20 protein-coding genes and 2 pseudogenes are annotated in these 25,700 nt (G+C 66.0%); 4 read left to right on the plus strand and 18 right to left on the minus strand.

Translation table 11 applies throughout. The annotated features are described in order from the left end of the window. Position 1: 1 nt before the first annotated feature. The 5 genes and pseudogenes from EL340_RS08510 to EL340_RS08530 form a co-directional block, all read right to left on the minus strand. Positions 2-1,399: an anaerobic sulfatase maturase gene (locus tag EL340_RS08510; RefSeq protein ID WP_126414246.1), complete on the minus strand. Its 1,398-nt coding sequence runs from the start codon at positions 1,397-1,399 to the stop codon at positions 2-4. Then, entirely contained in the window at positions 1,396-2,562 is a 1,167-nt protein-coding gene (locus tag EL340_RS08515; RefSeq protein ID WP_126414247.1) for an ROK family protein, read from the minus strand. Before EL340_RS08515 ends, EL340_RS08510 begins: the two co-directional genes overlap by 4 nt. A 216-nt stretch (positions 2,563-2,778) precedes the next feature. Continuing rightward, positions 2,779-4,386 carry a sulfatase family protein gene (locus EL340_RS08520; protein ID WP_197722287.1) on the minus strand — a complete coding sequence of 536 codons (1,608 nt, stop codon included), beginning with the start codon at positions 4,384-4,386 and terminating at the stop codon, positions 2,779-2,781. A gap of 43 nt (positions 4,387-4,429) precedes the next feature. Further along, positions 4,430-5,753: pseudogene (locus EL340_RS08525) on the minus strand (MFS transporter). A gap of 693 nt (positions 5,754-6,446) precedes the next feature. Beyond that, positions 6,447-6,956: a DUF1877 domain-containing protein gene (locus tag EL340_RS08530; protein WP_126414248.1), complete on the minus strand. Its 510-nt coding sequence runs from the start codon at positions 6,954-6,956 to the stop codon at positions 6,447-6,449. Positions 6,957-7,459: 503 nt separating this feature from the next. Here EL340_RS08530 and EL340_RS08535 point away from each other — a divergent pair. Continuing rightward, a complete protein-coding gene (locus tag EL340_RS08535; protein ID WP_126414249.1) occupies positions 7,460-9,841 on the plus strand; it encodes a sialidase family protein in 2,382 nt (793 codons plus the stop codon). 320 nt (positions 9,842-10,161) lie between these two features. Here the strand turns inward: EL340_RS08535 and EL340_RS08545 are convergent, their stop codons facing one another. Together EL340_RS08545 and EL340_RS08550 are read right to left on the minus strand one after the other, a co-directional pair. Continuing rightward, the gene (locus tag EL340_RS08545; protein WP_126414250.1) at positions 10,162-10,416 is read right to left on the minus strand and encodes a Txe/YoeB family addiction module toxin; all 255 of its coding nucleotides are present in this window, start codon (positions 10,414-10,416) and stop codon (positions 10,162-10,164) included. Further along, the gene (locus EL340_RS08550; protein ID WP_126414251.1) at positions 10,416-10,667 is read right to left on the minus strand and encodes a type II toxin-antitoxin system Phd/YefM family antitoxin; all 252 of its coding nucleotides are present in this window, start codon (positions 10,665-10,667) and stop codon (positions 10,416-10,418) included. Before EL340_RS08550 ends, EL340_RS08545 begins: the two co-directional genes overlap by 1 nt. 740 nt (positions 10,668-11,407) lie before the next feature. Here EL340_RS08550 and EL340_RS08555 point away from each other — a divergent pair. Beyond that, a complete protein-coding gene (locus tag EL340_RS08555) occupies positions 11,408-15,262 on the plus strand; it encodes a DUF5979 domain-containing protein (protein ID WP_164719363.1) in 3,855 nt (1,284 codons plus the stop codon). A 169-nt stretch (positions 15,263-15,431) separates the two neighbouring features. Here EL340_RS08555 and EL340_RS08560 read toward each other — a convergent pair whose 3' ends face one another. Beyond that, positions 15,432-15,689 carry a hypothetical protein gene (locus EL340_RS08560; RefSeq protein WP_232022951.1) on the minus strand — a complete coding sequence of 86 codons (258 nt, stop codon included), beginning with the start codon at positions 15,687-15,689 and terminating at the stop codon, positions 15,432-15,434. Continuing rightward, positions 15,686-15,925: a helix-turn-helix domain-containing protein gene (locus tag EL340_RS08565; RefSeq protein WP_126414252.1), complete on the minus strand. Its 240-nt coding sequence runs from the start codon at positions 15,923-15,925 to the stop codon at positions 15,686-15,688. The genes EL340_RS08560 and EL340_RS08565 overlap by 4 nt, the downstream gene beginning before the upstream one ends. Before the next feature lie 271 nt (positions 15,926-16,196). On the opposite strand from EL340_RS08565, the gene EL340_RS08570 reads away from it, so the two are divergent. Further along, positions 16,197-16,865: an AIM24 family protein gene (locus tag EL340_RS08570; RefSeq protein WP_126414253.1), complete on the plus strand. Its 669-nt coding sequence runs from the start codon at positions 16,197-16,199 to the stop codon at positions 16,863-16,865. Positions 16,866-16,889: 24 nt separating this feature from the next. Here the strand turns inward: EL340_RS08570 and EL340_RS08575 are convergent, their stop codons facing one another. After that, entirely contained in the window at positions 16,890-17,237 is a 348-nt protein-coding gene (locus EL340_RS08575) for a HepT-like ribonuclease domain-containing protein (RefSeq protein ID WP_197722288.1), read from the minus strand. Beyond that, positions 17,224-17,520, minus strand: coding sequence for a nucleotidyltransferase family protein (locus EL340_RS08580; RefSeq protein WP_126414254.1), 297 nt, complete (start codon positions 17,518-17,520; stop codon positions 17,224-17,226). Before EL340_RS08580 ends, EL340_RS08575 begins: the two co-directional genes overlap by 14 nt. Before the next feature lie 25 nt (positions 17,521-17,545). On the opposite strand from EL340_RS08580, the gene EL340_RS15435 reads away from it, so the two are divergent. Then, complete coding sequence (locus tag EL340_RS15435; protein WP_232022952.1) at positions 17,546-18,007, plus strand: AIM24 family protein; 462 nt, start codon at positions 17,546-17,548, stop codon at positions 18,005-18,007. A gap of 235 nt (positions 18,008-18,242) precedes the next feature. On the opposite strand, the gene EL340_RS08595 is transcribed toward EL340_RS15435, so the two are convergent. From EL340_RS08595 to EL340_RS08625, 7 genes and pseudogenes are all read right to left on the minus strand, one after another. Beyond that, on the minus strand, positions 18,243-18,614 hold the full coding sequence (locus EL340_RS08595; RefSeq protein WP_126415395.1) for a PH domain-containing protein: 372 nt from the start codon (positions 18,612-18,614) through the stop codon (positions 18,243-18,245). A gap of 75 nt (positions 18,615-18,689) precedes the next feature. Then, positions 18,690-18,878 (minus strand): annotated as a pseudogene (locus EL340_RS08600) (hypothetical protein); the annotation flags it as partial. A 15-nt stretch (positions 18,879-18,893) separates the two neighbouring features. Then, on the minus strand, positions 18,894-19,958 hold the full coding sequence (locus EL340_RS08605) for an IS630 family transposase (protein ID WP_126413152.1): 1,065 nt from the start codon (positions 19,956-19,958) through the stop codon (positions 18,894-18,896). Between the two features lie 64 nt (positions 19,959-20,022). Next, a complete protein-coding gene (locus EL340_RS08610) occupies positions 20,023-20,907 on the minus strand; it encodes an IS630 family transposase (RefSeq protein WP_126414255.1) in 885 nt (294 codons plus the stop codon). A gap of 358 nt (positions 20,908-21,265) precedes the next feature. Next, complete coding sequence (locus EL340_RS08615; protein WP_232022953.1) at positions 21,266-22,258, minus strand: ISAs1 family transposase; 993 nt, start codon at positions 22,256-22,258, stop codon at positions 21,266-21,268. 353 nt (positions 22,259-22,611) lie between these two features. Then, positions 22,612-23,697 (minus strand): redox-regulated ATPase YchF, encoded by a 1,086-nt coding sequence (gene ychF / locus EL340_RS08620; RefSeq protein WP_126414256.1) that lies wholly within the window; start codon positions 23,695-23,697, stop codon positions 22,612-22,614. 108 nt (positions 23,698-23,805) lie between these two features. Further along, entirely contained in the window at positions 23,806-25,494 is a 1,689-nt protein-coding gene (locus EL340_RS08625; RefSeq protein ID WP_232022954.1) for an alpha/beta hydrolase, read from the minus strand. Between the last annotated feature and the right edge of the window lie 206 nt (positions 25,495-25,700).

Raw genomic sequence — 25,700 nt, forward strand, 5'->3', positions numbered from 1 at the left:
TCTACTCCTCCTCGGGCCGCAGGGAGCGCCTGGTGCCCGGGTCCATGATCTCGGCCGGCGCGCGCCCCGCCCCCAGGAGCCGGACCATGGCGAGCAGGTCGGGCGTGATGTGGGAGTAGAAGGCGCCGTACCCGGCGCACAGGTAGTTGTGGCCCTCCTGGCCGTCGACCGAGCGGGTGAAGCGGTCCTTGGGGCACCCTCCCCAGCACAGCTGCACCACGGGGCAGCGTCGGCACTGGTCGGTCAGCTGGGCGCTCTTCTTGGTGGCGAAGCGCTGCATCGTGGGGGTGCCGGCCAGGTCGGCGAAGGGCTCGTCGGTGACGTTGCCGAGCCTCCACTCGGGCTCGACCCAGTGGTCGCAGGCGTAGACGTCCCCGTTGAACTCCATGGCCATGTTGTTGCCGCACTCGGGGGCGTGGACGCAGGTGGGGTGGATGCCGAACATCGCCGACAGCGCCGAGTCGAAGTCCTGGACGAACACGCGGCCGACGTCGGCGGCCACCCACTCGTCGAAGATCTCCGAGAGGAAGCGGCCGTAGGCCTGGGGGTCGACGCTGCGGGAGGTCACCGAGCTGCCGGCCTGGCGGTAGAGGAGGCGGGCACCGGTGTCGGTGCGCCAGCCGGCCTCGGCGGCGGCCAGCTGCTCGGGCTCGACCCGCTCGACGATCGGGATGAACTGCAGGTGGGTGGCGCCCAGCTCGTCACGGAAGTAGCGGTAGACCTCGGCGCCGTGGTCCTGGTTGGCGGCGTGGACGGTGCACAGGATGTTGCGGCGCACGCCGGCGGCCACGAGGTGCTTCCAGCCGCGCAGCACTATGGAGTGGGTGCCGCGCCCGCCGCGGTTGAGCCGGTAGGCGTCGTGCATGGCCGGCGGCCCGTCCATGGACAGGCCCACGAGGACGTCGTTGTCCGCCAGGAAGGCCGCCCACTCCTCATCGATGAGGGTGCCGTTGGTCTGCAGGGCGTGGACCACCTTCTGGCTGGGGCGCCGGTAGGTCTCGCACAGCTCGATGAGCCGGCGGAAGAACGGCAGTCCGCGCAGGGTCGGCTCGCCGCCCTGCCAGAGCATGGTGACCTCGCCGTCGGCGCTGGCGGCCAGGTACTCGGCGACGTAGCGCTCCAGGGTCTCCTCGCTCATGAGCTGGCGGGGGATGTTGTAGAGCAGCTCCTTGGACAGGAAGAAGCAGTACTGGCAGTCCAGGTTGCAGGCGGCTCCGGTCGGCTTGGCGACGACGGACAGGGGCAGGCGGCGTCGGCTCAGCGGCCCCGCTGCGGGGTCCGCCTCGGGCAGGGCCGTCGCATCCAGGTACGGGGTCGGGGCGAGTCCCGGCCCCGACGAGGCGGCCTCGTCCGGGTGGGCCGGGCGGACCGTGGGCATCGGGAGGGCCACGGTGCTCATCCGAAGCTCCTCTGGCGGCGCTTGGCCTCCTCCAGGCAGGCCGTCACGTAGGAGTCGGCGGCCCCGGCGGCGCCGCGGGCCGGGCCGAGCGCGTCGAGACCGGCGGCGACGACCTCCACGGACCATCCGGTCCCCGGTACGAGGCGGTCGGCGATCTCGGTGGCGATCTGGGGGACGATCTCGGGGCAGGCGGCCACGAGCTCGCCGCCGACGACGATGCGGCCCGGGCTCATGAGCAGCACCGCCGTCGCGCAGGCCTGGGCGACGGCCCGGCTGGCCTCGGTCAGGGCGCAGCGCGCGGCGGGGGCGCCGTCGTCGAGCATCCGGCGCAGCTCGGCGAGGTCCTTGGCCCCGGCGATCTCGACGACGGCGGGGGCCGAGGCCAGGGTCTCCAGGCAGCCGGTCCTGCCGCACTGGCAGGGGCGCGTCCCACCGGGGACGGTGGCGTGCCCGAGCTCGCCGGCGTACCCGGTGCTGCCGCCGCCGATGCGGTCGGCGACGATGACGCAGGCGCCCACTCCTCCCCCGAGGTGGACGTAGATCTGCTCCGGCGCCCCCTGGCCCGCGCCCCACCGGGCCTCGGCCAGGGCGGTCATGCGGATCGTGTTGTCCACGAGCAGCGAGCCGCTCCAGTAGGGGGAGACGATCTGCTCCACGGAGCTGAACAGGTCCTCCCCCAGGGCGGTTCCCGGGCCGGTCCCCTGTCCCACGGGGACGGGCAGGCCGACGCCGATGCGCGAGACGTAGGACATGTCGACGCCGTCGTCGTCGGCCCTGTCCTTGAGGTCCCGGCACAGCTGGTCCAGCGGCTCCTGCCAGCCGGTGAAGGACAGCGGGGTCAGGACCGAGGCGAGGACCTCGCCCTTGCGGTCCAGGACGATGCCGCCGGCGGCGGTGCGGGAGATGTGGAGGCCGACGGCGCAGGCGATGCGCTCGGCCAGGCCCAGCTGCTCGACGGGCCGGCCCCGTCCCTCCTCGTGGGAGCGGTAGGCGACGACGCGCACGGCCCCGTCCTGGCGCAGCTCCGTCAGGGCGCGCCCCAGCACGGTGCGTGAGACGTCCAGGCGGGTGCACAGCTCGCTGCGCGTGGCCGGGCCGGAGGCCAGGGCCTGGACGATCCTCTCCTCCAGGCTCGAGGGGGCCAGGGTGGCCAGGTAGTCCATGTCGCATCCTCCTCGTGTCGGTCAGGCTGTGTCGGTCAGGGTGTGTCGGTCAGGTCGTGCTGGGCGTGGTGGTCGGGATGGTCAAGATGATCGAGTGCCGCTCGGGTGGCAGCGACGGTTCCACCGTTCCCGGCGGGCCCGGTGCAGGGAAGTGGGCCCGCCGGGGATCGGCGTCGAAGGTGCCGCAAGGCGACTGAGGGCGGTCGAGACCGGCTTTCAGTCGCTGAGCACCTTGTCCAGGTCGCTTCGCGCGGTGTTGACCAGCGGGATGTCGAAGTCCGTCATCGCCGCCATCCACTTGGCGAAGGAGTGGTCTCCGCGTTCGCGGAGCTGTCGGTAGAGCTCGGTGGCCAGCTCGCGGCGGATCTGGTCGTAGACGGGCACCGTGTAGACGTTGTTCATCTCGGCGGGGTCCACGCGCAGGTCGTAGAGCTCGTTGATGGACTCGTGGTTGACCACGAGCTTGAAGTCCCGGGTGCGCAGCATGCGCTGCTGGAGGGGGAAGTGGTGGCCGTGGAACTCGCAGACGATGTTCTCGCGCCAGTCGGGCACCTCCTGGCCCCGGGTGAGGTCGACGATCGAGCGGCCGTCCTCCACCAGGGAGGGGTCGAGTCCCGCGATGTCCAGGACGGTGGCCGGAAGGTCGATGAGCGAGGTGAAGGCGTCCGAGCGCCCCACCGTGGACACGCCCGGGATGTGGGCGATGAAGGGGACGTTGTAGATGTCGTCGTACATGGCCGGGCCCTTGTCGTTCATCCGGTGGGAGCCGGTGAACTCGCCGTGGTCGGCGCAGAAGAAGACGGCGGTGTCGTCCAGGACGCCGAGCTCGCGGGCCACGTCCATGATGCGGCCGATCTCGAAGTCGATCATGGCCACGTAGCCCCAGTAGACGGCGATGAGCTTCTTCCACTGCTCGTTGGTGAACGACGACGTCGACCAGTAGGTGGCGTAGTTCTGCTGGATCGGGGGCTTGCCGATGAGGGAGTCCCCGAAGTTCTCCGGCAGGGTGACGGTCTCGGGGTCGATGAGGTCGAACCACTCGTCGGGCAGGAAGTAGGGCAGGTGGGGCCCGAAGAAGTGCACGTCGAGGCTGAAGGGCTTGGAGTCCTTCTTCCAGTCGGCGGCGTACTCGCGCAGCTTCTCGATGGCGCGGTCGGCCAGGAAGCGCTCGAAGGTGGCCTCCTCGGGCTGGTCGAGGCGGGCGGCGATGATGTGCCCGTCGCGGTTGCCGGGGAGCTTGCCGCGCCACAGGTCGTGGGCCTTGACCGGCGGGAGGTTGTTCTTCTCCAGCCAGGCCACGTACTTCTCGTTGCCCACGGGGTTCTCGGCGCCCCAGTAGGAGTCGTCGTCCATGCCGAACTGGTCGGGCAGGTTGGGGCCGCAGTGGTACTTGCCGACGATGCCGACGTTGTAGCCGTGGTCGCGCAGGGCCTGGGTGTAGGTCCAGGTGCCCAGCGGGATGGCGGTCTGGTAGGCGATGTTCCACTCCGGGTTGGCCAGGACCTGGTGCTTGCGCGGCAGCTTGCCGGTCAGCAGGGAGGCGCGCGCCGGGGTGCAGATGGCGGTGGGCGTGTAGCAGTTGGTGAAGGCGAATCCGTTCTCGCCCATGGCGTCGATGACCGGGGTCTGGGCGTGGGGGTTGCCCAGGCAGCCGATGGTGTCGGTGCGGTGCTGGTCGGTCATGATGACCAGGACGTTGCGGACGTTGTCGGGGATATCCCGACCCGGGCGGGCCGGCTGGGCGCCCTCGACCGGCCCGGCGGGCTCTGTGGGCCCTGCGGATTCAGCGGGCTGAGCGGCTTGAGGGTTCGACGTCGTCGTCATGAGAGTTCCTTTCTGTCGTCGTGGTCCGTAGGTGACCGGCGGGTCACTTGGAGACGACCTTGTCGACGTCCTCGAGCTGGGTGCCGGTGGTCTCGTGGAGGTAGCGGGCAGTGAAGATGACGGCCAGGACGCCGAAGGCGCAGTAGATCCAGTAGGTGCCAGCCGGCGACCAGGCGATGAGGTAGGGGAAGAACAGGACGACGAGGAAGTTGACCAGGAAGTCGGCCCCCGAGGCCAGGGACATGGCGCCACCGCGGATCTGGTTGGGGAACATCTCGCCCATGACGATGGAGAAGATGGGGCCCCAGGAGGAGGTGAAGCCGAAGATGAAGGTGCACAGGGCCGCCACGGCGATGAAGCCGAGGGTCGGGTTGCCGGCGATGTCGGGCTTGCCGTCCACGATCGGGGCGATGGTGAAGACGGTGGCGACGACAGCCAGGGACAGGAAGATGATGGTCCCTCCGTAGATGAGCATGCGCTTGCGGCCGATCTTGTCCACCAGGAGGATGCCGCTGACGACGCCGACGACCTTGAAGGCGGTGATGATGAGGGTCTGCTGGAGGGCCATGTCCTCGGTGAAGCCGACGGCGCCGAAGAGGGTGTTGGAGTAGAAGAAGACGCCGTTGATGCCGGTGAGCTGCTGGAAGGCGGCGATGGCCATGCCGACCAGGACCAGGCCGCGCCACTGGGAGGCCCAGATCTGGCCGACGCTCATCTTAACGGCGCCGTCGGCGCCCATGGAGTCGGCGATGGCCTGGACGCGGGCGGCGGGGTCGGGCTCGGCCGTGACCTTGACGAGGATCTTCTCGGCCTCCTCGCGGCGGCCCACCGAGACCAGGTAGCGGGGCGACTCGGGGATGAAGGTGGTGAAGATGATGTAGAAGGCGGCCGCGGATGTCGGCCGGGGCGATCTCGGCGACGTAGCCGGGGGCCACGGTGGTGGCGGCGCCGAAGCCAATGCCGCCGATGACGCGGCACAGGAGCAGGAAGGGGTAGCCGTAGGAGCCGAGCATGGGGCTGAAGACACCGCAGATCGCCTCGAAGGCGAGGAAGGGGCCGACCCACATGAGGGTGGTCTTGCGGCCGATCTTGTCCGAGATGCGGCCGGCCAGGACGGCGCCGATGAGACCGCCGATGATGCCGGCGCTGCCGGCGACGCCCTTGGCGAGCTCACCGAGGTGGAACTCGCTGCCGACGGCCTTGATGGCGCCGTTGAGGACCATGCCCTCGAAGCCGTAGAAGAACGGGCCGAGGGTGGCGATGAGAGCCAGGACCGTGGCGTAGCGTCGGGCTGCGGCGCGCGCCTGCGGGCTGGGCTGCTTGCCCGGGGAGGAGACCTTGCTGCCCGGGGAGGCTGTGGTGGTCATGGGGTTGTGCACCTTCTTCGTTGACACGTGCCACGGCCGACGTCATCGTTGACATCTGATGTCCAGTGGCGGGAAGACTATAGGCAGGTGCGACTTTCGTCCGTCGGAACGGACATTAGACAGCCCGGATCGTAATCTAGATCACTTTTTGGTGGGCGCCGGAGCGCCGTCCGCCCGGGGTGGCAGCATCGGATCCGACGTCGGAGCACGGAGGAGAAGCCGGACGGATGCTGTCACGAAGAGGGGCCGGAGACCCTCCTGTATCACCTCACACCCTTCGGGAAGGGGTGACATGAGGAACTTCTTCGCTCGAACCCGGTCGCCCGCCAGAGGTACACAATCTTCTCTTCTCGAAATAGCTGCACGATCTCTGTCCCTCAGAGACTCACCATCCCTCACAAGGACCTGTTCACCCTCCTCACCGAAACACACCGGCGTTACCGCCACAGGAAACGCTAATACCTGCCGAAGCGCAATAACAAGGACAGGCGCACCTAAGACGAGTCCACCGGCAACCTAGCTTCCAGCCCACCCAGACTCGGCCTCCACCTCAACAGATACGTCGATTCGCGCGCGTCACCTCCACTCACATCCGGTTAGCTGAGCTGGCACGAGTCAAGCGGGCGTCGACACGACCAGCCGCCCGCAACTGTTGGCAGCAACACCGGTGACCACTGGCCCATGCGACACTTGTCAGCCAATCATGTAGACCATGCCGCGCCCGTCCTCGACAAGTTCCTCAGCAAATCGGCAGGCCTCCTGAAGATATCTGACGAGGTATGACATGCTCTCTTCAGATCCTCCCCCGTGACTGCGCTTCGATATCGACGCCTCCTCCTGGCACAACAACTTCAGATCCCAGCTGATCCCCCTCATCTCCTCAGGCCTCAGCACTCTGACCCACGGCTCCCACTCCGGCCCGACCATGCGCACCCTCCCTTCAAACATGCGATAAGAAGGGCGACATTCTCCACCATTATTCTCAGCTCGAGTAAGTTCTTGCAGCTCATCCCAGGCCTTATCCAGATAGAGCATGTCCCTCTTCGGGACCACTTGCTTCATGGTGGCCGGCCCGGACATCACGCCGCCCTCCATTCCCCAGGCGTCGGCAAGAGGATCGCAGGACAGGAACATCGAGGGACACTCAATAGCGTCGTCGATCCTGTCCGCCTCAACTGCATATGCGTAGTATCGAATTCCCATGCAACCATCATGCAAGAACCCCACCATTCATGCACATCCGGCCTTCCCGCCTTGTGGATAACATTCTTTATCCACAGCCTGAGATCGCCGGCCTCCCCCGACATCCCGCGGTTAACGCAACAGGTCGACCCCAGATGGATTCACGCGAGATGATCTGCCAGATTTCCAACGGAGCTCACGCAGCCGAATTGATATCACCAGAACCCTTTCCCCACTCCGGTCCCGACTAGCAGCTTTCCGGCGCGAGCTCACCGTCAGGCCGGCGCCAGCGCAGCAGGGACACCCCGCCCTGGCGGCACTGCCCGCACGGCTACCGGCACCGCCACCCCACCGGATGCCGCCAAGCACAACCAACCAACCCGCAGGCCCGTCTCGGGAGGCGGCGACTCGCCCGACTTTGCAGAATCGCAACCATCCGTTACCTTATTGTAAGACGTCAGACATCTTCGGTCGGCGTTCCCCCGATGAGGCAAGGTCGCCTCGTTATCCCGAACGGAAGCCCTATGACAACAACGAAGTCCTCCGCCCTGAGGCGCCTGTCGGCCCTCGCGGGCTCGCTGGCTCTTGCCGTCACCGGCATCATCGCAGCCGCGCCACCGGCGCACGCCACCCCCACGAGTGACGGCCTGGCCGATGTCACCATCACGCAGACGCATGCGCCGGCCGACGGCATCTACGCCGTCGGCGACGTCATGACCTTCGACATCACGCTGACCAACACCAGCGGCCAGGCCCGCTCCTTCGCCCCGGCCTCGACGAACCTGTCTGGCAACGTCCTCAAGTGCCGCTGGAGCAATGTCGCGGCCGGTGCCACCAAGACCGACTGCACGGGTCTGGCCACCCACACCGTGACGGCCGAGGACCTCAAGGCCGGCGGCTTCACCCCGCAGATCGCCTACGAGGTCAAGGCCGTGGGCTACAAGGGCGAGGCCCTGAACAAGCCCGAGCCGGTCACCGGCCCCACGAGCCAGATCAAGCCGGCCTCCCTCAAGGTCGAGTCCTTCACGCTTGCCTCCCCCAAGGAGACCTACACGGTCGGTGACGTCGTCAGCTACACGGTGCGCATCCGCTCACTGTCGGACCAGACCATCAACGTCGCCGCCACCGACTCCTCCTTCGACGACCTGGCCCGACAGTGCCACTGGGGCAACCTCAAGCCAGGCCAGGGAGCGGTCTACAACTGCAAGCCGCTGACCCACACGATCACGCAGGCCGACGCCGACCACGGCACCTGGACGCCGTCGATCACCTTGGCCGCGACCGGGACCGACGGCGCGGCCCTCCAGACCCTGGCCGCCACCGGGGAGCCGCTGAGTGTCGTCGTCGAGCGCCCGAAGGCCGATCCGGCTCCGGCGCCCGACGCGAGCACGGAGCTTCCCGCCTCGATGAGCGATGCCCAGCACCTGGCCGAGAACACGGCCACCGACAACTACCGCATCCCGGCGATCACCACCGCCCCCAACGGGGACCTGCTGGTCTCCTACGACGAGCGCCCCAGGGACAACGGCAACAACGGCGGCGACTCGCCCAACCCGAACCACATCGTCCAGCGCCGCTCCACCGACGGCGGCAAGACGTGGTCGGCGCCGAGCTACATCCACCAGGGCGTGGAGACGGGGCGCAAGGTCGGCTACTCCGACCCGAGCTACGTCGTCGACAACCAGACGGGCACGATCTTCAACTTCCACGTCAAGTCCTTCGACCAGGGCTGGGGCCACTCACAGGCCGGCACCGACCCGGAGGACCGGAGCGTCATCCAAGCCGAGGTCTCCACCTCCACCGACAACGGCTGGAGCTGGACCCACCGCACCATCACCGCGGACATCACGAGGGACAATCCGTGGACTGCGCGCTTCGCGGCCTCGGGCCAGGGCATCCAGATCCACCAGGGTCCGCACGCCGGTCGCTTGGTGCAGCAGTACACGATCAGGACCGCCGACGGGGTGGTGCAGGCTGTCTCCGTCTACTCCGACGACCACGGGCAGACCTGGCAGGCGGGAACGCCGACCGGCACCGGCATGGACGAGAACAAGGTCGTCGAGCTCTCCGACGGCTCCCTCATGCTCAACTCGCGCGCCTCGGACGGCACGGGCTTCCGTAAGGTGGCCACCTCCACCGACGGCGGACAGACTTGGAGCGAGCCGGTCCCCGACAAGAACCTGCCCGACTCGGTGGACAACGCCCAGATCATCCGCCCCTTCCCCAACGCCGCCCCCAGCGACCCGCGCGCCAAGGTGCTGCTGCTGAGCCACTCGCCGAACCCCAGGCCCTGGTCGCGCGACCGCGGCACCATCTCGATGTCCTGCGACAACGGCGCCTCCTGGGTGACCGGCCGGGTCTTCAACGAGAAGTTCGTCGGCTACACGACGATCGCGGTGCAGTCCGACGGCAGCATCGGCCTGCTCAGCGAGGACGGGAACTACGGCGGCATCTGGTACCGCAACTTCACGATGGGCTGGGTGGGCGACCAGTGCAGCCAGCCGCGCCCGGAGCCGAGCCCGAGCCCGACGCCGTCAGCAGCCCCGAGCGCCGAGCCGACCAGCGAGCCGACTACTGCGCCCGCACCGGAGCCCACCACGGCGCCGAGCAGTGAGCCGAGCGTTTCGCCTGAGCCCTCGTCGAGTGCTATCCCGGCGCCGAGTCAGTCCTCGTCGGCGACGTCGGGACCGAGTACGGAGCCCGATGAGATTGATCGGCCCTCCGACGGTGCCATGGCGCAGCCGACCGGCGGGGCGGGTAGGCCCAGCACCTCGGTGACCGGGGCGACGTCGAGGAACGGCTTGTCGCGGACGGGTACCAACGCGCTGCTGGTTCTTGGTGTCGCTGCCGCAGCGGCCGCTGGGGGCTACCTGGTCCTGCGCATTCGTCGCGCCCGGACCGAGTGAGAGTCGCGTTCAGGCTGATGCCTGAATGATGTGCGAGGGGCAGAACGCCGGTGCGTCCTGCCCCTCGCCTTCATGCATTACGGCGCGGATCCTAAGGCTATCGTGCACAGCTAATGCGGCGTGACGGCGGACACGGCCGTGAGACTGCCAGGTACTTCGGCACATCGGCTGAGCTCTGGATGAGCCGGCAGACCCACTACGAGCTGCGGCTTAAGCGCAGAGCGCTGCGAGAGCAGCTCGAGAACATCGTGCCACGCAAGTCCGTGGCACAGCAGAGCGAGCCGGTGCGGGCTCTCAGCGCTGAGGAAACATCTTCCTTGTCAGTAGTGGTAGCGAGCCTGAAGAATCACCAGGTCATCGCCAACAACGAGATACACAAGACGGTGCTCGTCACTGATCCTCCGCGACCATGCGCCCGAGGCGCCGTACTTGAGCTGTTCGGGTTTGCCGATGCCACCGAAGGGGTCGCGAAGAGCTGCACCAATGAGTGTGTTGACTCGTTTGAGGACCCGACGATCCGTCGTCTGCCAATGCTTGTAGTCCTCCCAAGCAGACGGGTCCCATACGAGACGCATCAGTCCTCCCAGTCGAGATCATGGGTCTCAGTACGGCCCGAACGAGCCCGGTCGTAGGCGTCGAGAAGGCGTCGCGCGTTTTCAGGCGACCGGAACAGGTAGGCGGTCTCCTGCCAGGCGGCGTACTCGTCGGCAGGCATAAGAACAACAGCGCCCTTACGCGAAACAATCTCTACAGCGTCATGATCTGCATTGACCCGCTCGATGAGCGGGTACAGCGTCTTGCGAGCCTCACTTGCACTGATGGACACAGGAACACCCCTCTTTCGCTAGTGGTACCAGATCATGGTACCATTAGCGAAAGCAACCCACCCTCGCTGCACCGGGACTGACACTCACCCTCGACGGCTCCTGCACCACCCGACCACTGGCACACCCTTGACACACCCTGCCCCAGAGGACGAGCTCGACGGCGGTCACCGGGCGCGCTTTCTAGTGAGACTGGATGACCGAGAGGGCGTCCGACAGCCCTCATCAAGCAGCCCACCTGAAGAGCACCCTTGAACCGACTGCAGTAACAGTAATGAAGCCGTCGGCAGCGACGGCGAGCCCCTGAGCACCTCACCACAAACGATTCTCACATCACCGTCCTCCGTCGCACCGGACACCTCCCGAGGTATTCCAGGACAAAGCACCAGAACACTCTTGGCGACAATTCACCGTCCCACTCACCGACAGGCGGCCGCATAAGGCACATTAAATGATCAGATAAATAACGACAACCCTTTTGTTTCACCAATAATTTCTTTTTCGTAACGCTTCTATGACATTCTTATAACGTCTTCAAAGCCGTTGACTGGTACACCACAATACTTGCCCAGAATTTGCCTCCCACGATACTCTTCACCGGCCACCAGCGGCCATCAACGGACCGCAAGTTCCTACTGAAGAGGAAGCATAAATGCAGGTTACTGCCGATCTCAGGCACACCACACCCAGGGTACGGCTGGCGACCATCGCACTCGCCCTCCTAGCCCTGATTCTCAGCGCGATGCCACCTTTGCAGGCCTACGGCGCAGTCAATAACGGTATCGAGGTGTCGAGCCTCACCCTGTCCAAGTCCGACCGGGACGGCAACAACGCCTCGGGGGCCATCACAACACAGGACGTGGCCAAGCTGTCCTACACGTGGGACGCCACCAAGACCACGATCAATCCGGGAGACTCATTCTCAATCGATCTGGGCGACCATTTCAAGAACCTGGAAAGTCCGAAAACCGTCTCTATGAGCCTTCCGTACAACGGGACATCCACAGAAGTGGGTACTTGCTCGTTGACAGAAAAAACCATGGAGTGCACCTTCAACGACAAGATCGAAGACCTCAAGAAGGCAGGGTTCACGGAGTTCAGGGGCTCAGGTGAGGCGCTGCTCCTCGTCACGCAGACCACCACCGCAGAGACGGTGGACATGACTGTCAACGGCAGCCAGAAGGTGAGCGTCGACCTGCCGGGAACCGGGGGCATCGCGGGCCCCCCGCCAGCGGTCTACACCCCCTTCAAGTTCACGAAGGTCTCCTCGGTCATCACCTCGACATCCTCCTCCATGGTCTGGGAGGTGAACTTCGGCTCGGACTACATCAAGGAGCAGCTGGCCGGAGGAGCCGGCCCCATCATCGTGGACGGCAAGACCCGCCAGACGATCACCGTCACCGACACCCTCGGCCCCGGCATGACCTTCAACCCCGATCCGAGCAGGTGGAACCTCTCACTGCGCAACAGCGCCGCTGAGCCGGATATGTCCGGAGTCACCCTGACCAACGCTGCGGGCAAGGACCTGAGTACGAAGTACGGCGACTTCGACATGACGGTGGACATCCAGGGTCAGGTCGCCACCATCAAGGTCACCGGCCCCTTCGCCGCCAGCTCCAACTACAAGATCTCCTACCCCGTGACCTTCACCTCACACAACGGCAAGGCCACCGCCGGCGTGCGCTACAACAACTCCGCCTCCCTCAACAACTCCGGGGCCCAGGGGGAGTTCACCCGCAGCTACACCGACTCCTTCAAGGTGAACGTGGAGATGGCCGCAGGATTCGGCGGATTCGAGATCGTCAAGATGCTTGACGGTAGCGGTCTGGACGCCGTCGACGTCACCTCCACGACCCTGCCGGTCAAGGTCGACTACGTCCTGCCCGGGCCCGCCAGCAGCTATGTCGGCTGGCAGGCTCCCGGGACGCTCCACGACGACGGCCTCAGCGGTACCGCCGTCCTCAACGTCAGTATCGGCAAGACCAACACGTTCCAGGGCACCTTCCCCCAGGGTACCGTCGTCACCCTGTCGGAGGACACCGGCCAGGCCTCCCCCGCCCCTTCCGGGTACACCTGGGGGGATCCGGTCTTCATGGTCGGCAACACCGAGACCAATGTCCTGACCATCGGCAACCGGGTATCGACCAAGGTCACGCTCAACAACACCGCCGACCTCGTCAAGGCGCCCGGAACCTTCCAGGTGACGAAGACCGTCGTCGGCGCCCCCGCGGGTGGTCGTGACAAGGACTTCACCTTCACCTACACCTGCTCCGACGGCCAGTCCGGACAGGTGAGCGCTAAGGGCGACGGGACGGCGGTCCAGGCCGGCGCGACCTTCCCGCAGGACACCACCTGCACGGTGAAGGAGGATGCCGACTCCGCGCAGCTCGACGGCTACACGCTCACGGCTCCCGAGGAGCAGACCGTCACCGTCAAGGACCCTGCCGAGCCGGTCGCCACGGCCGCGTTCACGAACTCCTACACCCGTGACACGGGGTCCTTCTCCATCGCCAAGTCGGTCCAGGGAGGCCCGGACGGGGCGGCCAACAGCCCCTACACCTTCACCTACACCTGCGACGGTGACGTGAAGGGCACCCTGACGGTCCCCGGTGACGGGACGGCCGTGTCCTCTCCGCAGATCCCGACCGGACTCTCCTGCACGATCGCGGAGGACGCCGCGTCGGCCGCCAAGGACGGGTACTCGGTGACCTCGACCCTGTCGCAGGACACGGTGACCATCGCCAAGGACCAGACCGTTGCCGTCACCGCCACCAACACCTACACCCGTGACACCGGTACCTTCTCGGTCACCAAGAGCGTCAAGGGCGATTACGTCCCGCAGGCGGGCGACTCCGTCAAGGTCGGCTACACCTGCAACGACCCCGACAGCACCCAGGGAAGCCTCGATGTGCCCATGGACGGCACCGCCGTCAGCGGGCCGGCCCTCCCCACGGGGACGGAGTGCACCCTGAGTGAGGACAACGCCTCGGCTCAGCGTGAGGGTTACGCGGTCGCCACCGCCTACTCCTCGACAACCGTGAGGATCGTGAAGGACCAGGTTCCGGACGTCTCGGTGACGAACACCTACACGCGCCAGACCGGGGGCTTCTCGGTCTCCAAGACGGTTCAGGGAGACGGCGCGCAGTCCGCTCCCGCGGAGTTCACCTTCGAGTACACCTGTACCGACAAGGTCACCGGCAAGGCCGGCTCCCCCAAGCAGGTCGTGGTCAAGGCCGGCGAGACCGCACACGTGGGCGACGTGCCGACCGGTTCCTGCACGCTCACGGAGAAGGACGCCTCCGCCAAGGGAACGAGCCTCTCAACGGCCCTGGCCGTCAACGGCACGCCCGTGCAAGGCGACAAAGCGACCTTCGATGTCCTGGGCGGGGACGCCGCCGCCGTCAGCGTCTCGGCCGTCAACACCTACACCCTGGACCGCGGCACCTTCACCGTGTCGAAGAAGGTGGAGGGCGATGGCGCCAAGACCCACAAGAACGTCACCTTCACCTTCCAGTACACCTGCACCTCCGACGTCGAGGGCGAGGTCAGTGGTGAGCTGACGGCTCGCGGTGACGGCACTGCCGTCTCCGGGCCCGCGCTGCCCGTCGGGGCGACGTGCTCGGTGTCGGAGAAGGCGTCGTCGGCCCAGGTCAACGGCTATGACGTGAAGACCCCGGAGGCGCAGAACGTGACGATCGCGGAGAAGGACGCCGCGCTGTCCTTCACCAACGCCTACAGCCGTCAGACCGGCTCGTTCTCGGTGACCAAGACGGTGACGGGAGCGGAGGCCGGCGACAAGCAGTTCTCCTTCGCCTACACCTGCACCGACGGGACCAAGGGCACGCTGAAGGCCAAGGCCGACGGCGAGGCGGTCGCCGGACCGAAGGTGCCCACCGGTACGCAGTGCACCGTGACCGAGGACGCCAAGGCGGCCGCGATCGACGGCTACACGCTGGCGACCCCGGAGGCCCAGACGGTGACGGTCTCGGAGAAGGACCAGGTGGTCAACGCCTCCTTCGTCAACACCTACAGCCGTCAGACCGGCTCGTTCTCGGTGACCAAGACCGTGACGGGCGCGGAGGCCGGCGACAAGCAGTTCTCCTTCGCCTACACCTGCACCGACGGGACCAAGGGCACACTGAAGGCCAAGGCCGACGGCGAGGCGGTCGCCGGACCGAAGGTGCCCACCGGTACGCAGTGCACCGTGACCGAGGACGCCAAGGCGGCCGCGATCGACGGCTACACGCTGGCAGCCCCGGAGGCCCAAACGGTGACGGTCTCGAAGAAGGACCAGGTGGTCAACGCCTCCTTCATCAACGCCTACACCGAGAATCCGAGTGTCCCGGAGCCGTCGGCGAGCCCCGAGCCGTCGGCGAGCCCCGAGCCCTCCGCATCCGGCGAGCCGACACCCAGCGACCCCGAGCCCTCAGCAAACCCTGAGCCGTCGGCGTCCAGCGAGCCGACACCCAGCGACCCGGCGCAGGAAGACTCCGGATCGTCTCTGGCCCGGACCGGGGCATTCGTGGGGATCCCCCTCGCCCTGGCTCTGGCCGCGATCGCGGGCGGCGTGCTCCTGGCGTATCGCCGCAGGGCGTGAGCCGGCGCGCTGAGAGCCGGTAACCGCGGCCGTCAGCCAGATGAGTGAGGGTCCTCCACCCGGGCGGGTGGAGGACCCTCACGGCTTTCCGCCAGGAACCCGTCAGCTTCATCGGACATCACGTCGGCCCTCATGATCGAGGTGGCACGGGCCCTGCTGAGGTCGGGGCTCAGGTTGACGTCGAACACGGGGCTGAGCCTCCAGAATCTGCGGTCGGCGAGGAACCCAAGACGCCGGGGAGACTCGGATGGTACTGAGCTCCGGGGACCAGGCTCAGGGCCGGGTCGATGTTCGCTCCGCCGTCGGCGAGGTAGGTGGGGTCGTAGAGGAAGGTGGTGGAGACCTGGCCGCGCGATCCCGCGAAGTGCGCCAGGCCGACCAGGCGGGGTGAGCCGTTGGTGCCGGTGACGATCTCGACGGCGGTCATCGGGCGCGCTTTCTGGTGAGGCGGCCGGCGCGGAGGCGACCGATGTCGCTGGACAGGGGGTCGACGGCGTCGACGAGCTGGTCAAGGATGCCCAGGGCGCGCAGCACCTGGGCGACGCTGTTGAAGCTGACGTTGGGGTTGCCCGACTCGATCTTGCGCAGGGTGTCGCGGGTGATGCCCGCGCGCTCGGAGACCTGCTGCGCGGTCAGGCCGAGCACCATGCGCCACCCGCGCACGTGCTCCCCGAGCTCCTTACACCTGACGGTTGATCCTGTAGCCGGGCACAGTCCTCGTCCTCCGTTCACTATGGCTAGCACCGTAGCCCGAACTGGAAGTTATGGCGAGCGCGATCGTCACAAGAAACGAGAGGAAGCGGGGTGGGGGCTCGACGGCGGGTCCGGTGATCGGGGTGGTTTCTCAGATGCGTCGACCGCCCGCTTGGTGGTCTGCCGCCAACAGCGACTTGCTGCTCTCCCGCCCCCACCCCTTGGAACAGAGGTACTTTCCGTGCGCAGTCCCCTTTTCGACCAGGCCAACCGTGAACAGGAGACCGGCCAGCGCTGGACTCTTCAGTCCGACAAGATGCTGCGCGTGGCTCTGGGGCCGGAGGTGCTGGCCGCGCAGGGGTCGATGGTCGCCTACCAGGGGAATATCGACTTCTCCTACCAGGGTTCGAGGAGCCTGGGCGGCATGATCAAGAAGGCCGCCACCGGGGAGGGTGGCAACCTCATGCGCGCCTCCGGGCAGGGCGAGGTGTTCTTCGCCCGCAGTGCGCACAACGTGTTCCTGCTTCAGCTGGAGGGCGACGCGATCACGGTGAACACGCCGTCACTGCTGGCCTTCGATGCACACCTGGGTTACGATATCCGGATGCTCGGCAACGCGGGGATTCTTGCCGGCGGCTTGTTCAACCTCATGGTTCAGGGGCAGGGCGTGGTTGCTGTGTCCTCTGACGGGCCGCCGATGCTGCTGGACTGCTCCCAGCAGCCGACCTTCGTCGACCCGCAGGCGGCGATCTGCTGGTCGGCGAACCTGCAGCCGCAGATCAAGAGCACCTTCAAGATAGGGTCCCTCATTGGCCGGGGCTCGGGCGAGTCCTTCCAGCTGGCCTTCCACGGCCCGGGCTTCGTCGTGGTCCAGCCCAGCGAGGGCCAGCCGGTGGTGACGGCTTCCTGAACTGGGTGCCTCGCGGGTGCTTGCTTAAGGTTCCATGTTGGACAGCAAGGCATCGAGTTGCCGGCCAAGTTCAGGAAGGTCGTTGCGCGCTGTCGTCACCAGGATGTCGACATCGATTGACCAGTAACCGTGCACGACTCGATTGCGCAAGCCGATGGGGCGACGCCAGATAACCTCCGGATGGCCCGAGCGGAACTTCTCGGGTAGTTTCGCAGCAGCTTCCCCGAGAACAGTGAAGTTCCAGGACAGAGCATCAGCCTTCACCCAGTCATCCTCGAGATCAGTCCCCACCGAGACACCATCAACGAGAGCGATGATGCGAGTGACCGCATCCCGCATCTCTCGCAGATACAGATACTCAGGCCGCGTCATAAAATGGCTCCGCGTCCGCAAGGACCTGTTCACGAATCAGCGGGTGCAAAGCAGACCGCGACACCAGGTCGACTGGACGCCCGAACAGGTCGGCTAGGTCCTGAGACAGGTCCTCGATCTCCCAGCCGAGCGACCGCCCCTGAGCAAGTTCGTAAAGAAGATCGACGTCGCTTCCCGGGCGATCCTCACCACGGGCGACCGATCCGAAGACATCGAGGCGCGCAATCCCGAAATGACGACACAGTGCATCAAGCCTCACTCGGTCGACGTCTAGGGTCTCCATGTCTGGAGTCTACGCGATGAGAGGCATGACAACATGCCCGAAGGCAGGAGGTAGGGTGCGCCGCCTCCACCAGCTCTCCAATGCTGCTGAACTGCCCCAACTGCCGACCTTCGTCGACCCGCAGGCGGCGATCTGCTGGTCGGCGAACCTGCAGCCGCAGATCAAGAGCACCTTCAAGATGGGCTCCCTCATCGGACGGGGCTCGGGCGAGTCCTTCCAGCTGGCCTTCCACGGTCCGGGCTTCGTCGTGGTCCAGCCCAGCGAGGGCCAGCCGCGGTGGCGTCTTCCTGAACTGGGCTCCTACTACGGAGCACACGAGCACCAGCATGTGGAGGCCGACCCACAGTCGTTCAGCCTGTTTACAGCCGTTCATCCCGCTGATCGTCAAGGGCACCCAGAGCGTCCGCCGAGTCAGCACTGGGCTCGATCTCCAGCCTCAGTCTGTTCATCTCGACGGCGCACTGCTCGTTCAGCCGCAACGAGTTGAGGATCGGCAGCCTTTCGGCCGATCGAAGGAGGTCCCAAAACTGGCTGCGGCAGTTGTCGGACGTCGTAGCCAGCCTCTGCTTCGTCAGCCCACGCCCGGATCTGCCTACCGCTGATGCGACGCCCATGAAGAAGATGCTCGACCACGGCAGTACCGTACAAGAAAATCGACCATGTGGCTCTATTCTGTCACCATCAGCAGCGACAACGACCACCCAACACTCACTAACGAAAAGTCAGTGCGCCATTAAAACACAAGACGAAATGAGCCTATCGATCTTGCGGACATCGACCTGAGACCCGAGCTTGATCTTGATGTGACCAGCCCGCGTCCACAACTCGACTTCTGAGTTGATGTCAAACGTTCCCGCATTCTCGGTCGACCACATATTGATGGCACTGTAGGGCAGCGAATAGATCTCCACCTTCCGACCGGTCAGCCCTTGAGCATCACGGACGATCAACCTCTTCGACGTAAATATGGCGGAGTCTCGCATCGTCTTGAAGGCAGCATAAGGCTGCTCGCCTTGCACGAGAACCCCCATAACATCCTGAGGGATTGGAACCTCGGCCAGGAAGGTCCATGTAGCCACTGAGGCCATCTCCATGCTCACGTTTTCACCTCATCGTAAAACAAAGAACTTCGGGAACTCACCTCCCGCAGGACACGGATATGGCGGTCTTTAATCAAGCTTTTCTTGGGTTGGTGTGATGGGTAGGTGCTCGAAGTCGTAGTCGAAGGTGCGGCTGGTGATGTAGCTGGTGAATGCGGTGTAGGTTTCCTCGGGGTTGTCTCGTTGTATGTTTGAGATGTTCTTCTTGGCGGTGTTCCAGACGTGCTCTATTGGGTTGTGGTCGGGCGCGTAAGGAGGTAGGTATGGCGGTCTTTAATCAAGCTTTTCTTGGGTTGGTGTGATGGGTAGGTGCTCGAAGTCGTAGTCGAAGGTGCGGCTGGTGATGTAGCTGGTGAATGCGGTGTAGGTTTCCTCGGGGTTGTCTCGTTGTATGTTTGAGATGTTCTTCTTGGCGGTGTTCCAGACGTGCTCTATTGGGTTGTGGTCGGGCGCGTAAGGAGGTAGGTAGATCGGCCTGACGCGCTCCAGGGCCTGGCCGGGCTCATACAGGTCAGTGACCGCCTTGGCGTGGTGGAAGCCGGCGTTGTCAAGAACAACAGCGATCTTGTCGTTTGCCGTCTCGCGTACCAGACGGGCCAGGGCCAGGGTGACCTGCTCGGCGTTCTGGTTGCCCTCGATGGGGTAGACGCGCACCTGCTTGCTGGTCAGGCTCAGGGCGCCGAAGAAAGACTGGGCCGAGCGTTCTCGGTCGACATAGATCTTGGTCCGACGGCCGGTGGGCAGCCACATACGCCGGGTGACGGCCTCGTGCTCGACGCGCACCTCGTCGACGGTGTAGACCTCCCAGCCCCGGGCCAGCAGGTCGGCGACCTCCTGACGGACCTGGTCCATTCGCTCGGTGACGGCGGCCTCGTCGCGGCGCTTGTCGAAGGGGTCGGGCAGCTTGAAGCTCATCCCCACGAAGCGCAGGAGCAGCTGGTAGGAGGAGTCTGAGGCGTACTCCACGCCGAACTTGATCCGCACCACGTCACGCAGGGCCGGTACGTCCCAGAAGTCCGCCCTGATCCCGCTCTGGGCCGGTGGCCTACTCAGGATCCGCTTGAGCTGCTCCTTGTGGGCGCGGGTGAGCTTGGCGGCGTTCTCGTTGCCGGCGTGCCCAGTGACAACCGAGTGCAACCTGGAGCACCGCCAGCGGCGCAGCCAGTTGCTCACCGTCCTGCGGCTGCGGCCGACCATCTCAGCGATAACACCCGTGCCGACACCACGAGAGGCATACAAAATGGCCTCAGCCTTTAAACGCACCAGGACGAACGAGTCACCGCGTTTCTTCCACGCCAGAAGAACATCCCGCTCCTCCGCAGTCACATCAACAACCACACACACATTCTATATCGATACCCCCAAAACCACCCGACAACACAACCCCAGAAGGAAACTTTGTTTAATGCCGGCCATAGATCGGCCTGACGCGCTCCAGGGCCTGGCCGGGCTCATACAGGTCAGTGACCGCCTTGGCGTGGTGGAAGCCGGCGTTGTCAAGAACAACAGCGATCTTGTCGTTTGCCGTCTCGCGTACCAGACGGGCCAGGGCCAGGGTGACCTGCTCGGCGTTCTGGTTGCCCTCGATGGGGTAGACGCGCACCTGCTTGCTGGTCAGGCTCAGGGCGCCGAAGAAAGACTGGGCCGAGCGTTCTCGGTCGACATAGATCTTGGTCCGACGGCCGGTGGGCAGCCACATACGCCGGGTGACGGCCTCGTGCTCGACGCGCACCTCGTCGACGGTGTAGACCTCCCAGCCCCGGGCCAGCAGGTCGGCGACCTCCTGACGGACCTGGTCCATTCGCTCGGTGACGGCGGCCTCGTCGCGGCGCTTGTCGAAGGGGTCGGGCAGCTTGAAGCTCATCCCCACGAAGCGCAGGAGCAGCTGGTAGGAGGAGTCTGAGGCGTACTCCACGCCGAACTTGATCCGCACCACGTCACGCAGGGCCGGTACGTCCCAGAAGTCCGCCCTGATCCCGCTCTGGGCCGGTGGCCTACTCAGGATCCGCTTGAGCTGCTCCTTGTGGGCGCGGGTGAGCTTGGCGGCGTTCTCGTTGCCGGCGTGCCCAGTGACAACCGAGTGCAACCTGGAGCACCGCCAGCGGCGCAGCCAGTTGCTCACCGTCCTGCGGCTGCGGCCGACCATCTCAGCGATAACACCCGTGCCGACACCACGAGAGGCATACAAAATGGCCTCAGCCTTTAAACGCACCAGGACGAACGAGTCACCGCGTTTCTTCCACGCCAGAAGAACATCCCGCTCCTCCGCAGTCACATCAACAACCACACACACATTCTATATCGATACCCCCAAAACCACCCGACAACACAACCCCAGAAGGAAACTTTGTTTAATGCCGGCCATAATATCAGGAGAATCAGCGCGACCCAAACCTACGAAAATGTCCATCAGGATAGTTGGGCCAACATATCGACCATTAGGTAGAGTCCTACGGAGGCCGATACGGAGCCCGCCACCCCGACGATCACGTATCGATACCCCACTAAAGCACTAACTCCAAACCGATCGCCCTAAACTTTACTTAAGGCCAGTACAAGATCATCGGCTTCAATATGCAGGTCGCCTGTACCCAGGCCGAGACCCTGGCATGGGTGTCCGACCCAGGGGGTCGGCAAAGTCGGTTTTAGGGGGTTGGTTGGGTCTGTAGGCTGATGGCTCGTTTGGGGCGTCTGGACAGGGATCTGGTGGTTGAGGCGATGGAGACGCCGGGCCCGAGGAAGAGGCGGATGAGGCTGATGGCCAGGTTCCTTAGGGCGGCCATGATCTCGGGGCCGTTGCGGGTGCTCAGCTGGTGACGGTCCTCGTCGAAGACCACGTCCCGGATCCAGTGGAGACGGTTCTCTATCCCCCAGTGCCCGCGGACCCAGGCCGCGACGGCCTCGGGCTGGGCGTCGGTCATGGGCAGGGAGCAGATCAGGTAGACCACCTCGACACGCTTGCGGCCTTTGACGGTTCGGGTGCGTCGGATCTGGATCACCTGGGCGGCGGCGGGGAAGTCCACCCACTTAGGGGCCTCGAGGGCCTTGACGGTGCGCCGCACCCACCGACCGTGGCAGCGCTCGACCGAGGAGATGGACGGGACGTCCTTCCACGGCAGGGCCTTGAGCGTCCTGCGCAGGGTCTTCTGATTGCCCTTGACGGTGAACACGTAGTGACCACCACGCCGGGTGATCCACCGGGCGGTGTCCACCTGGGTGTGCATGGCGTCAGCGGTCACCACGACCCCGTCCAGGTCGAGGGGCTCAAGCAGAACCCTGAGTGCGGGGATCTCGTTGGACTTGCCGGCCACCCGCTCCTGGGTAAGCACGGCGCCCGTGGCGTGGTCCAAGGCGGCCAGGAGGTGCGGCGCCGGATCCTCGCCCCTGCGCGCTGCACGCATGGTCTTGCCGTCCACGGCGATCACTGTGCGGCCGTTGATGGTGCCGGTACGCGTGTAGAACCAGGTCATCAGATGGGCGTCGAGGTCTGCGGGGTCCAGGTCCTGGAGCACCCGTCGGATGGTGGACTCCGATGGAAGGGCCTGCCCCTCCTCCAGCCCCAGAGAGCGCAGGTCGGCGCCGGTCAGGTCGGTGGTGTGCTCCCATATCGCCGTCAGGCTCCGGCAGCCGGCCAGCACCCCGGTGACGGCCAGGGACAGGACCGTGGGCAGGCCTCAAGCGCACACCCCGCCGATCGCGGGGGTCGGTCACGTTCCTGAGAACCTGGACCAGGGGCTGGCGCGACAAGGCGGTCGTGGTGGAGGATGGCATCAGCGCGGGCTCCCAGGACGAGGGGATGACTAGACACCACTCATCGTCCCCACGGGGCCCGCGCCCCCGTCTCAACGACACACCAAACCCCGTCAAAGCCCCCGTCAGACCGGCTCATCCCTCATCACCCACCGACTTTGCCGACCCCCTGATTGAACCCCAGGTTGGTGCTCTTGTTTTACGTAACAAAATCGTAATAGTTCTGTCTAGAAATTTGGTCTTACACATTAAACCTAAACTCCACGACGTCTCCGTCGCTCATCACGTAGTCCTTCCCCTCCATGCGCACTCGACCGCGCGCGCGGGCCTCGGCGACGCTGCCGCACTGGATCAGGTCATCGTAACTCACGATTTCCGCCTTGATGAAACCCCGCTCAAAGTCAGTGTGGATCACCCCGGCCGCCTGAGGCGCCGTCGCGCCCTTGCGGATCGTCCAGGCCCGGGACTCCTTCTCCCCCGCCGTCAGGTACGTCTGCAGCCCCAGGGTGTCGAACCCGACCCTCGCCAGCTTATCCAGGCCGGACTCCTCCTGACCGTTCTCGTGCAGCATCTCCGCCGCCTCCTCGGGCTCCAGCTCCACGAGCTCGGCCTCGAACTGGGCATCCAGGAAGATCGCCTCCGCCGGCGCCACCAGCTCACGCAGCTCGGCCTGACGGGCCTCGTCGCTCATCCCGGCGTCGTCCAAGTTGAACACGTAGATGAACGGCTTGGTCGTCATCAGCTGGAAGGTCTTGAGCACCTCCACGTCGATCCCGGCGGCCTCCGCCCCGGCGGACAGCAGCGTCCCCTCCTCCAGGACCCTGAGGGCCGCCTGTGCCGTCTCCAGCACCACGGGCTCCGTCTTCCTGCCCCGCACCTCCTTCTCCAGGCGCGAGATCGCCTTCTCCAGGGTCTGCATGTCCGCCAGCACCAGCTCGGTGCTGATCGTCTCGATGTCCCCGGCCGGCTCCACCTTGCCGTCCACGTGCACCACGTCCGGGTCCTCGAAGGCGCGCGTCACCATGCAGATCGCGTCCGCCTCGCGAATATTGGCCAGGAACTGGTTACCCAGCCCCTCGCCCTCGCTGGCACCGCGCACGATCCCGGCGATGTCCACGAAGGAGACCGTCGCCGGGACCACCCTCGCGGAGTGGAACAGCTCGGCCAGCTTGTCCAGGCGCGCATCCGGCAGCGGCACAACCCCCACGTTCGGCTCAATGGTCGCGAACGGGTAGTTGGCGGCCAGGACGGTCGCACGGGTCAGGGCGTTGAACAGGGTGGACTTGCCGACGTTGGGCAGTCCGACGATTCCGATGGTAAGTGCCACGCAGGAGAGTTTAGACGGCCCCTCCGACACCGTGCGCCCCAACCGGGCACAGCGGCGCCGCTCCCCCACCCCGACCGGCTGCGCCGGCCGGCCCGGGCCTGTCCTCCGCTAACCGGCCTGGTTGTTCATCCGCACCGAGGCGCGCAGATCACGCCACGAGGTGTAGAAGCCCCCGCCGGCGTTGACCCCGATGCCCACCGTCGTCGCGATGAGGGAGGCCGCCACCATCACCACCGCGAAACGTCCCACGATCGCACCAACCAACCGCAGCCCTGAGGGACTGTCTCCCTCGCGCCGTCGGCCCCAGCGAGGAGCCCAGGCCAGCGCGATCCCGACCGTCGCCAGCGAGGCCACCACGGCCACGATGATGGTGCCCAGGCCGTTGATCTCGAAGGGCGCGGCGCGCATCGGCGAGATGGATCCAGCCGTGCGCTGGTCCCTGGGCGTCTCCGTCAGCGGCTTGACGCCGTCGGCTCTCGCCTTGGCCCACGGATCGCCCCCGGGTGCCGGCAGACCGGCCGCGGCGAAGACCTCCGGATCGGATCCCCACCACGTCAACAGCGAGGGGAAGCGGTCATTCCACAGGACCCAGGAGTGCCCGCCCTGCACCGGGGTATCAATCGTCACCGAGTCGGGCGCCTGCACCGAGTCCTCCATGAACCAGGCGGCGCGGGCCTCGCCGGAGGAGTCGTCCTGGGCCCCCATGACGTAGAAGCGCAGGCCGTCAGGGGTGCGCTTCCCCAGCATGGTGGACAGCGTGTTCTCGGCCCGGAGCTGCTTGCCGCTGTGGGCCAGAGCCCCCTCGCCCGGGCTGTCGGAGGAGGACATGACCCCGACCGCCCCGAAGCGCTGCGGAACGTCGTAGGCGGTCCGGGCCGCGCAGTAGGCGCCCGCCGAGATCCCCATGAGCATCCAGCCGGCCCGCTGCGTGGAGACGTTGGGGAAGGTGGCCCGGATCATGCGGGGGATCTCCTCGGCGGTCCAGGTCTCCACAGCCGGGCGGCCGGCGATGTTGACGCAGTCGTGCTGGCCGCCGTCCACGTTGACCGAGGGAAGCACCATGATCGACGGCGGGATGCGCCCGGCGTCGATCGCCTCCTGGAGCTGCTTGGGCGAGGTCATGCCCGTCACCAGGGACTGCGGGTCTCCGACCCAGCCGTGGATGCCCTCGATGACGTTGTAGGTGCGGCCGTCGTCGGGCCGGTAGCCCGACGGCACGATGACGCGCACCGGCAGCCTGATACCGCTGACCGGGCCGGTCCAGGTGGCCTCCTGAGAGCCGTCGCCGGCGTCCTGGAAGGTTGCCTTCCAGGCGGAGGCCGGGACGGCGTCGTAGACGGAGGGGTCCGGCAGGGGCGTCACGCGCGAGGCCCCCTGGGTGCGAGGGGCTGCGGCCTCGATGACGTCGCCGAGCGTGCGCACGTAGTGCATGGGTCGATTGATGAGCAGGCCTCCGAGCACGACGACGAGCAGCACCGGCACACCAACCATGACGGCACGCGCGGTATAGCGGCCGACGGCGCGCAGCACCGCGCGGGCCGAGGCGCGGCCGGGGGTGGGGCTCGCGGGCTCGGTGGTGGGCTTGGTGGGGATCTCGGCAGTGCCCGGGCCGTCCGCGGTATCCGCGGCATCGGTCGGACCCGGGACGTCGGCCGGCTCAGCCGGCCGGGTCCGCGCACGGGCCGGCAGGGTCCACGGCAGCAGGACCGCGGCGACGACGGCGCTCAGGACCGCCAGGACCGCGACGGTCCAGATCGTGCTGGCGCTGGTCAACTCGATTCCACGCAGGAGGCTCACGTCTCCAAAGCATGGCACTACCTGCGCGAATGCCCATCCTCCCGAGGTAGCAGAGGAGCCGTGCCGTTGGTCTCCTCGGCTCCTGCGCAGGGAGGAGAAAGCCATGAAGAGGGACCCTTGACCCAGGTCCGAACGGTCGGTTGGCCGGTGGCTGCGGGACGGCCGGCCGACGGCGTCGATAGTCGACACGAGCCGCGCGGGTTCCT

The sequence above is a fragment of the Actinomyces viscosus genome (assembly GCF_900637975.1).
GTDB classification, from domain to species: domain Bacteria; phylum Actinomycetota; class Actinomycetes; order Actinomycetales; family Actinomycetaceae; genus Actinomyces; species Actinomyces viscosus.

Excerpts from the sequence above, each read along its gene's own strand:
- EL340_RS08515 (WP_126414247.1), bottom strand. The coding sequence starts at position 2,562 with ATGGACTACCTGGCCACCCTGGCCCCCTCGAGCCTGGAGGAGAGGATC.
- EL340_RS08580 (WP_126414254.1), bottom strand. The coding sequence starts at position 17,520 with ATGGAGACCCTAGACGTCGACCGAGTGAGGCTTGATGCACTGTGTCGT.
- EL340_RS08595 (WP_126415395.1), bottom strand. The coding sequence starts at position 18,614 with ATGGAGATGGCCTCAGTGGCTACATGGACCTTCCTGGCCGAGGTTCCA.
- EL340_RS08520 (WP_197722287.1), bottom strand. The coding sequence starts at position 4,386 with ATGACGACGACGTCGAACCCTCAAGCCGCTCAGCCCGCTGAATCCGCA.
- EL340_RS08555 (WP_164719363.1), top strand. The coding sequence starts at position 11,408 with ATGCCACCTTTGCAGGCCTACGGCGCAGTCAATAACGGTATCGAGGTG.
- EL340_RS08575 (WP_197722288.1), bottom strand. The coding sequence starts at position 17,237 with ATGACGCGGCCTGAGTATCTGTATCTGCGAGAGATGCGGGATGCGGTC.
- EL340_RS08535 (WP_126414249.1), top strand. The coding sequence starts at position 7,460 with ATGACAACAACGAAGTCCTCCGCCCTGAGGCGCCTGTCGGCCCTCGCG.
- EL340_RS08530 (WP_126414248.1), bottom strand. The coding sequence starts at position 6,956 with ATGGGAATTCGATACTACGCATATGCAGTTGAGGCGGACAGGATCGAC.
- EL340_RS15435 (WP_232022952.1), top strand. The coding sequence starts at position 17,546 with ATGACAACATGCCCGAAGGCAGGAGGTAGGGTGCGCCGCCTCCACCAG.
- EL340_RS08560 (WP_232022951.1), bottom strand. The coding sequence starts at position 15,689 with ATGACCGCCGTCGAGATCGTCACCGGCACCAACGGCTCACCCCGCCTG.
- EL340_RS08545 (WP_126414250.1), bottom strand. The coding sequence starts at position 10,416 with ATGCGTCTCGTATGGGACCCGTCTGCTTGGGAGGACTACAAGCATTGG.
- EL340_RS08510 (WP_126414246.1), bottom strand. The coding sequence starts at position 1,399 with ATGAGCACCGTGGCCCTCCCGATGCCCACGGTCCGCCCGGCCCACCCG.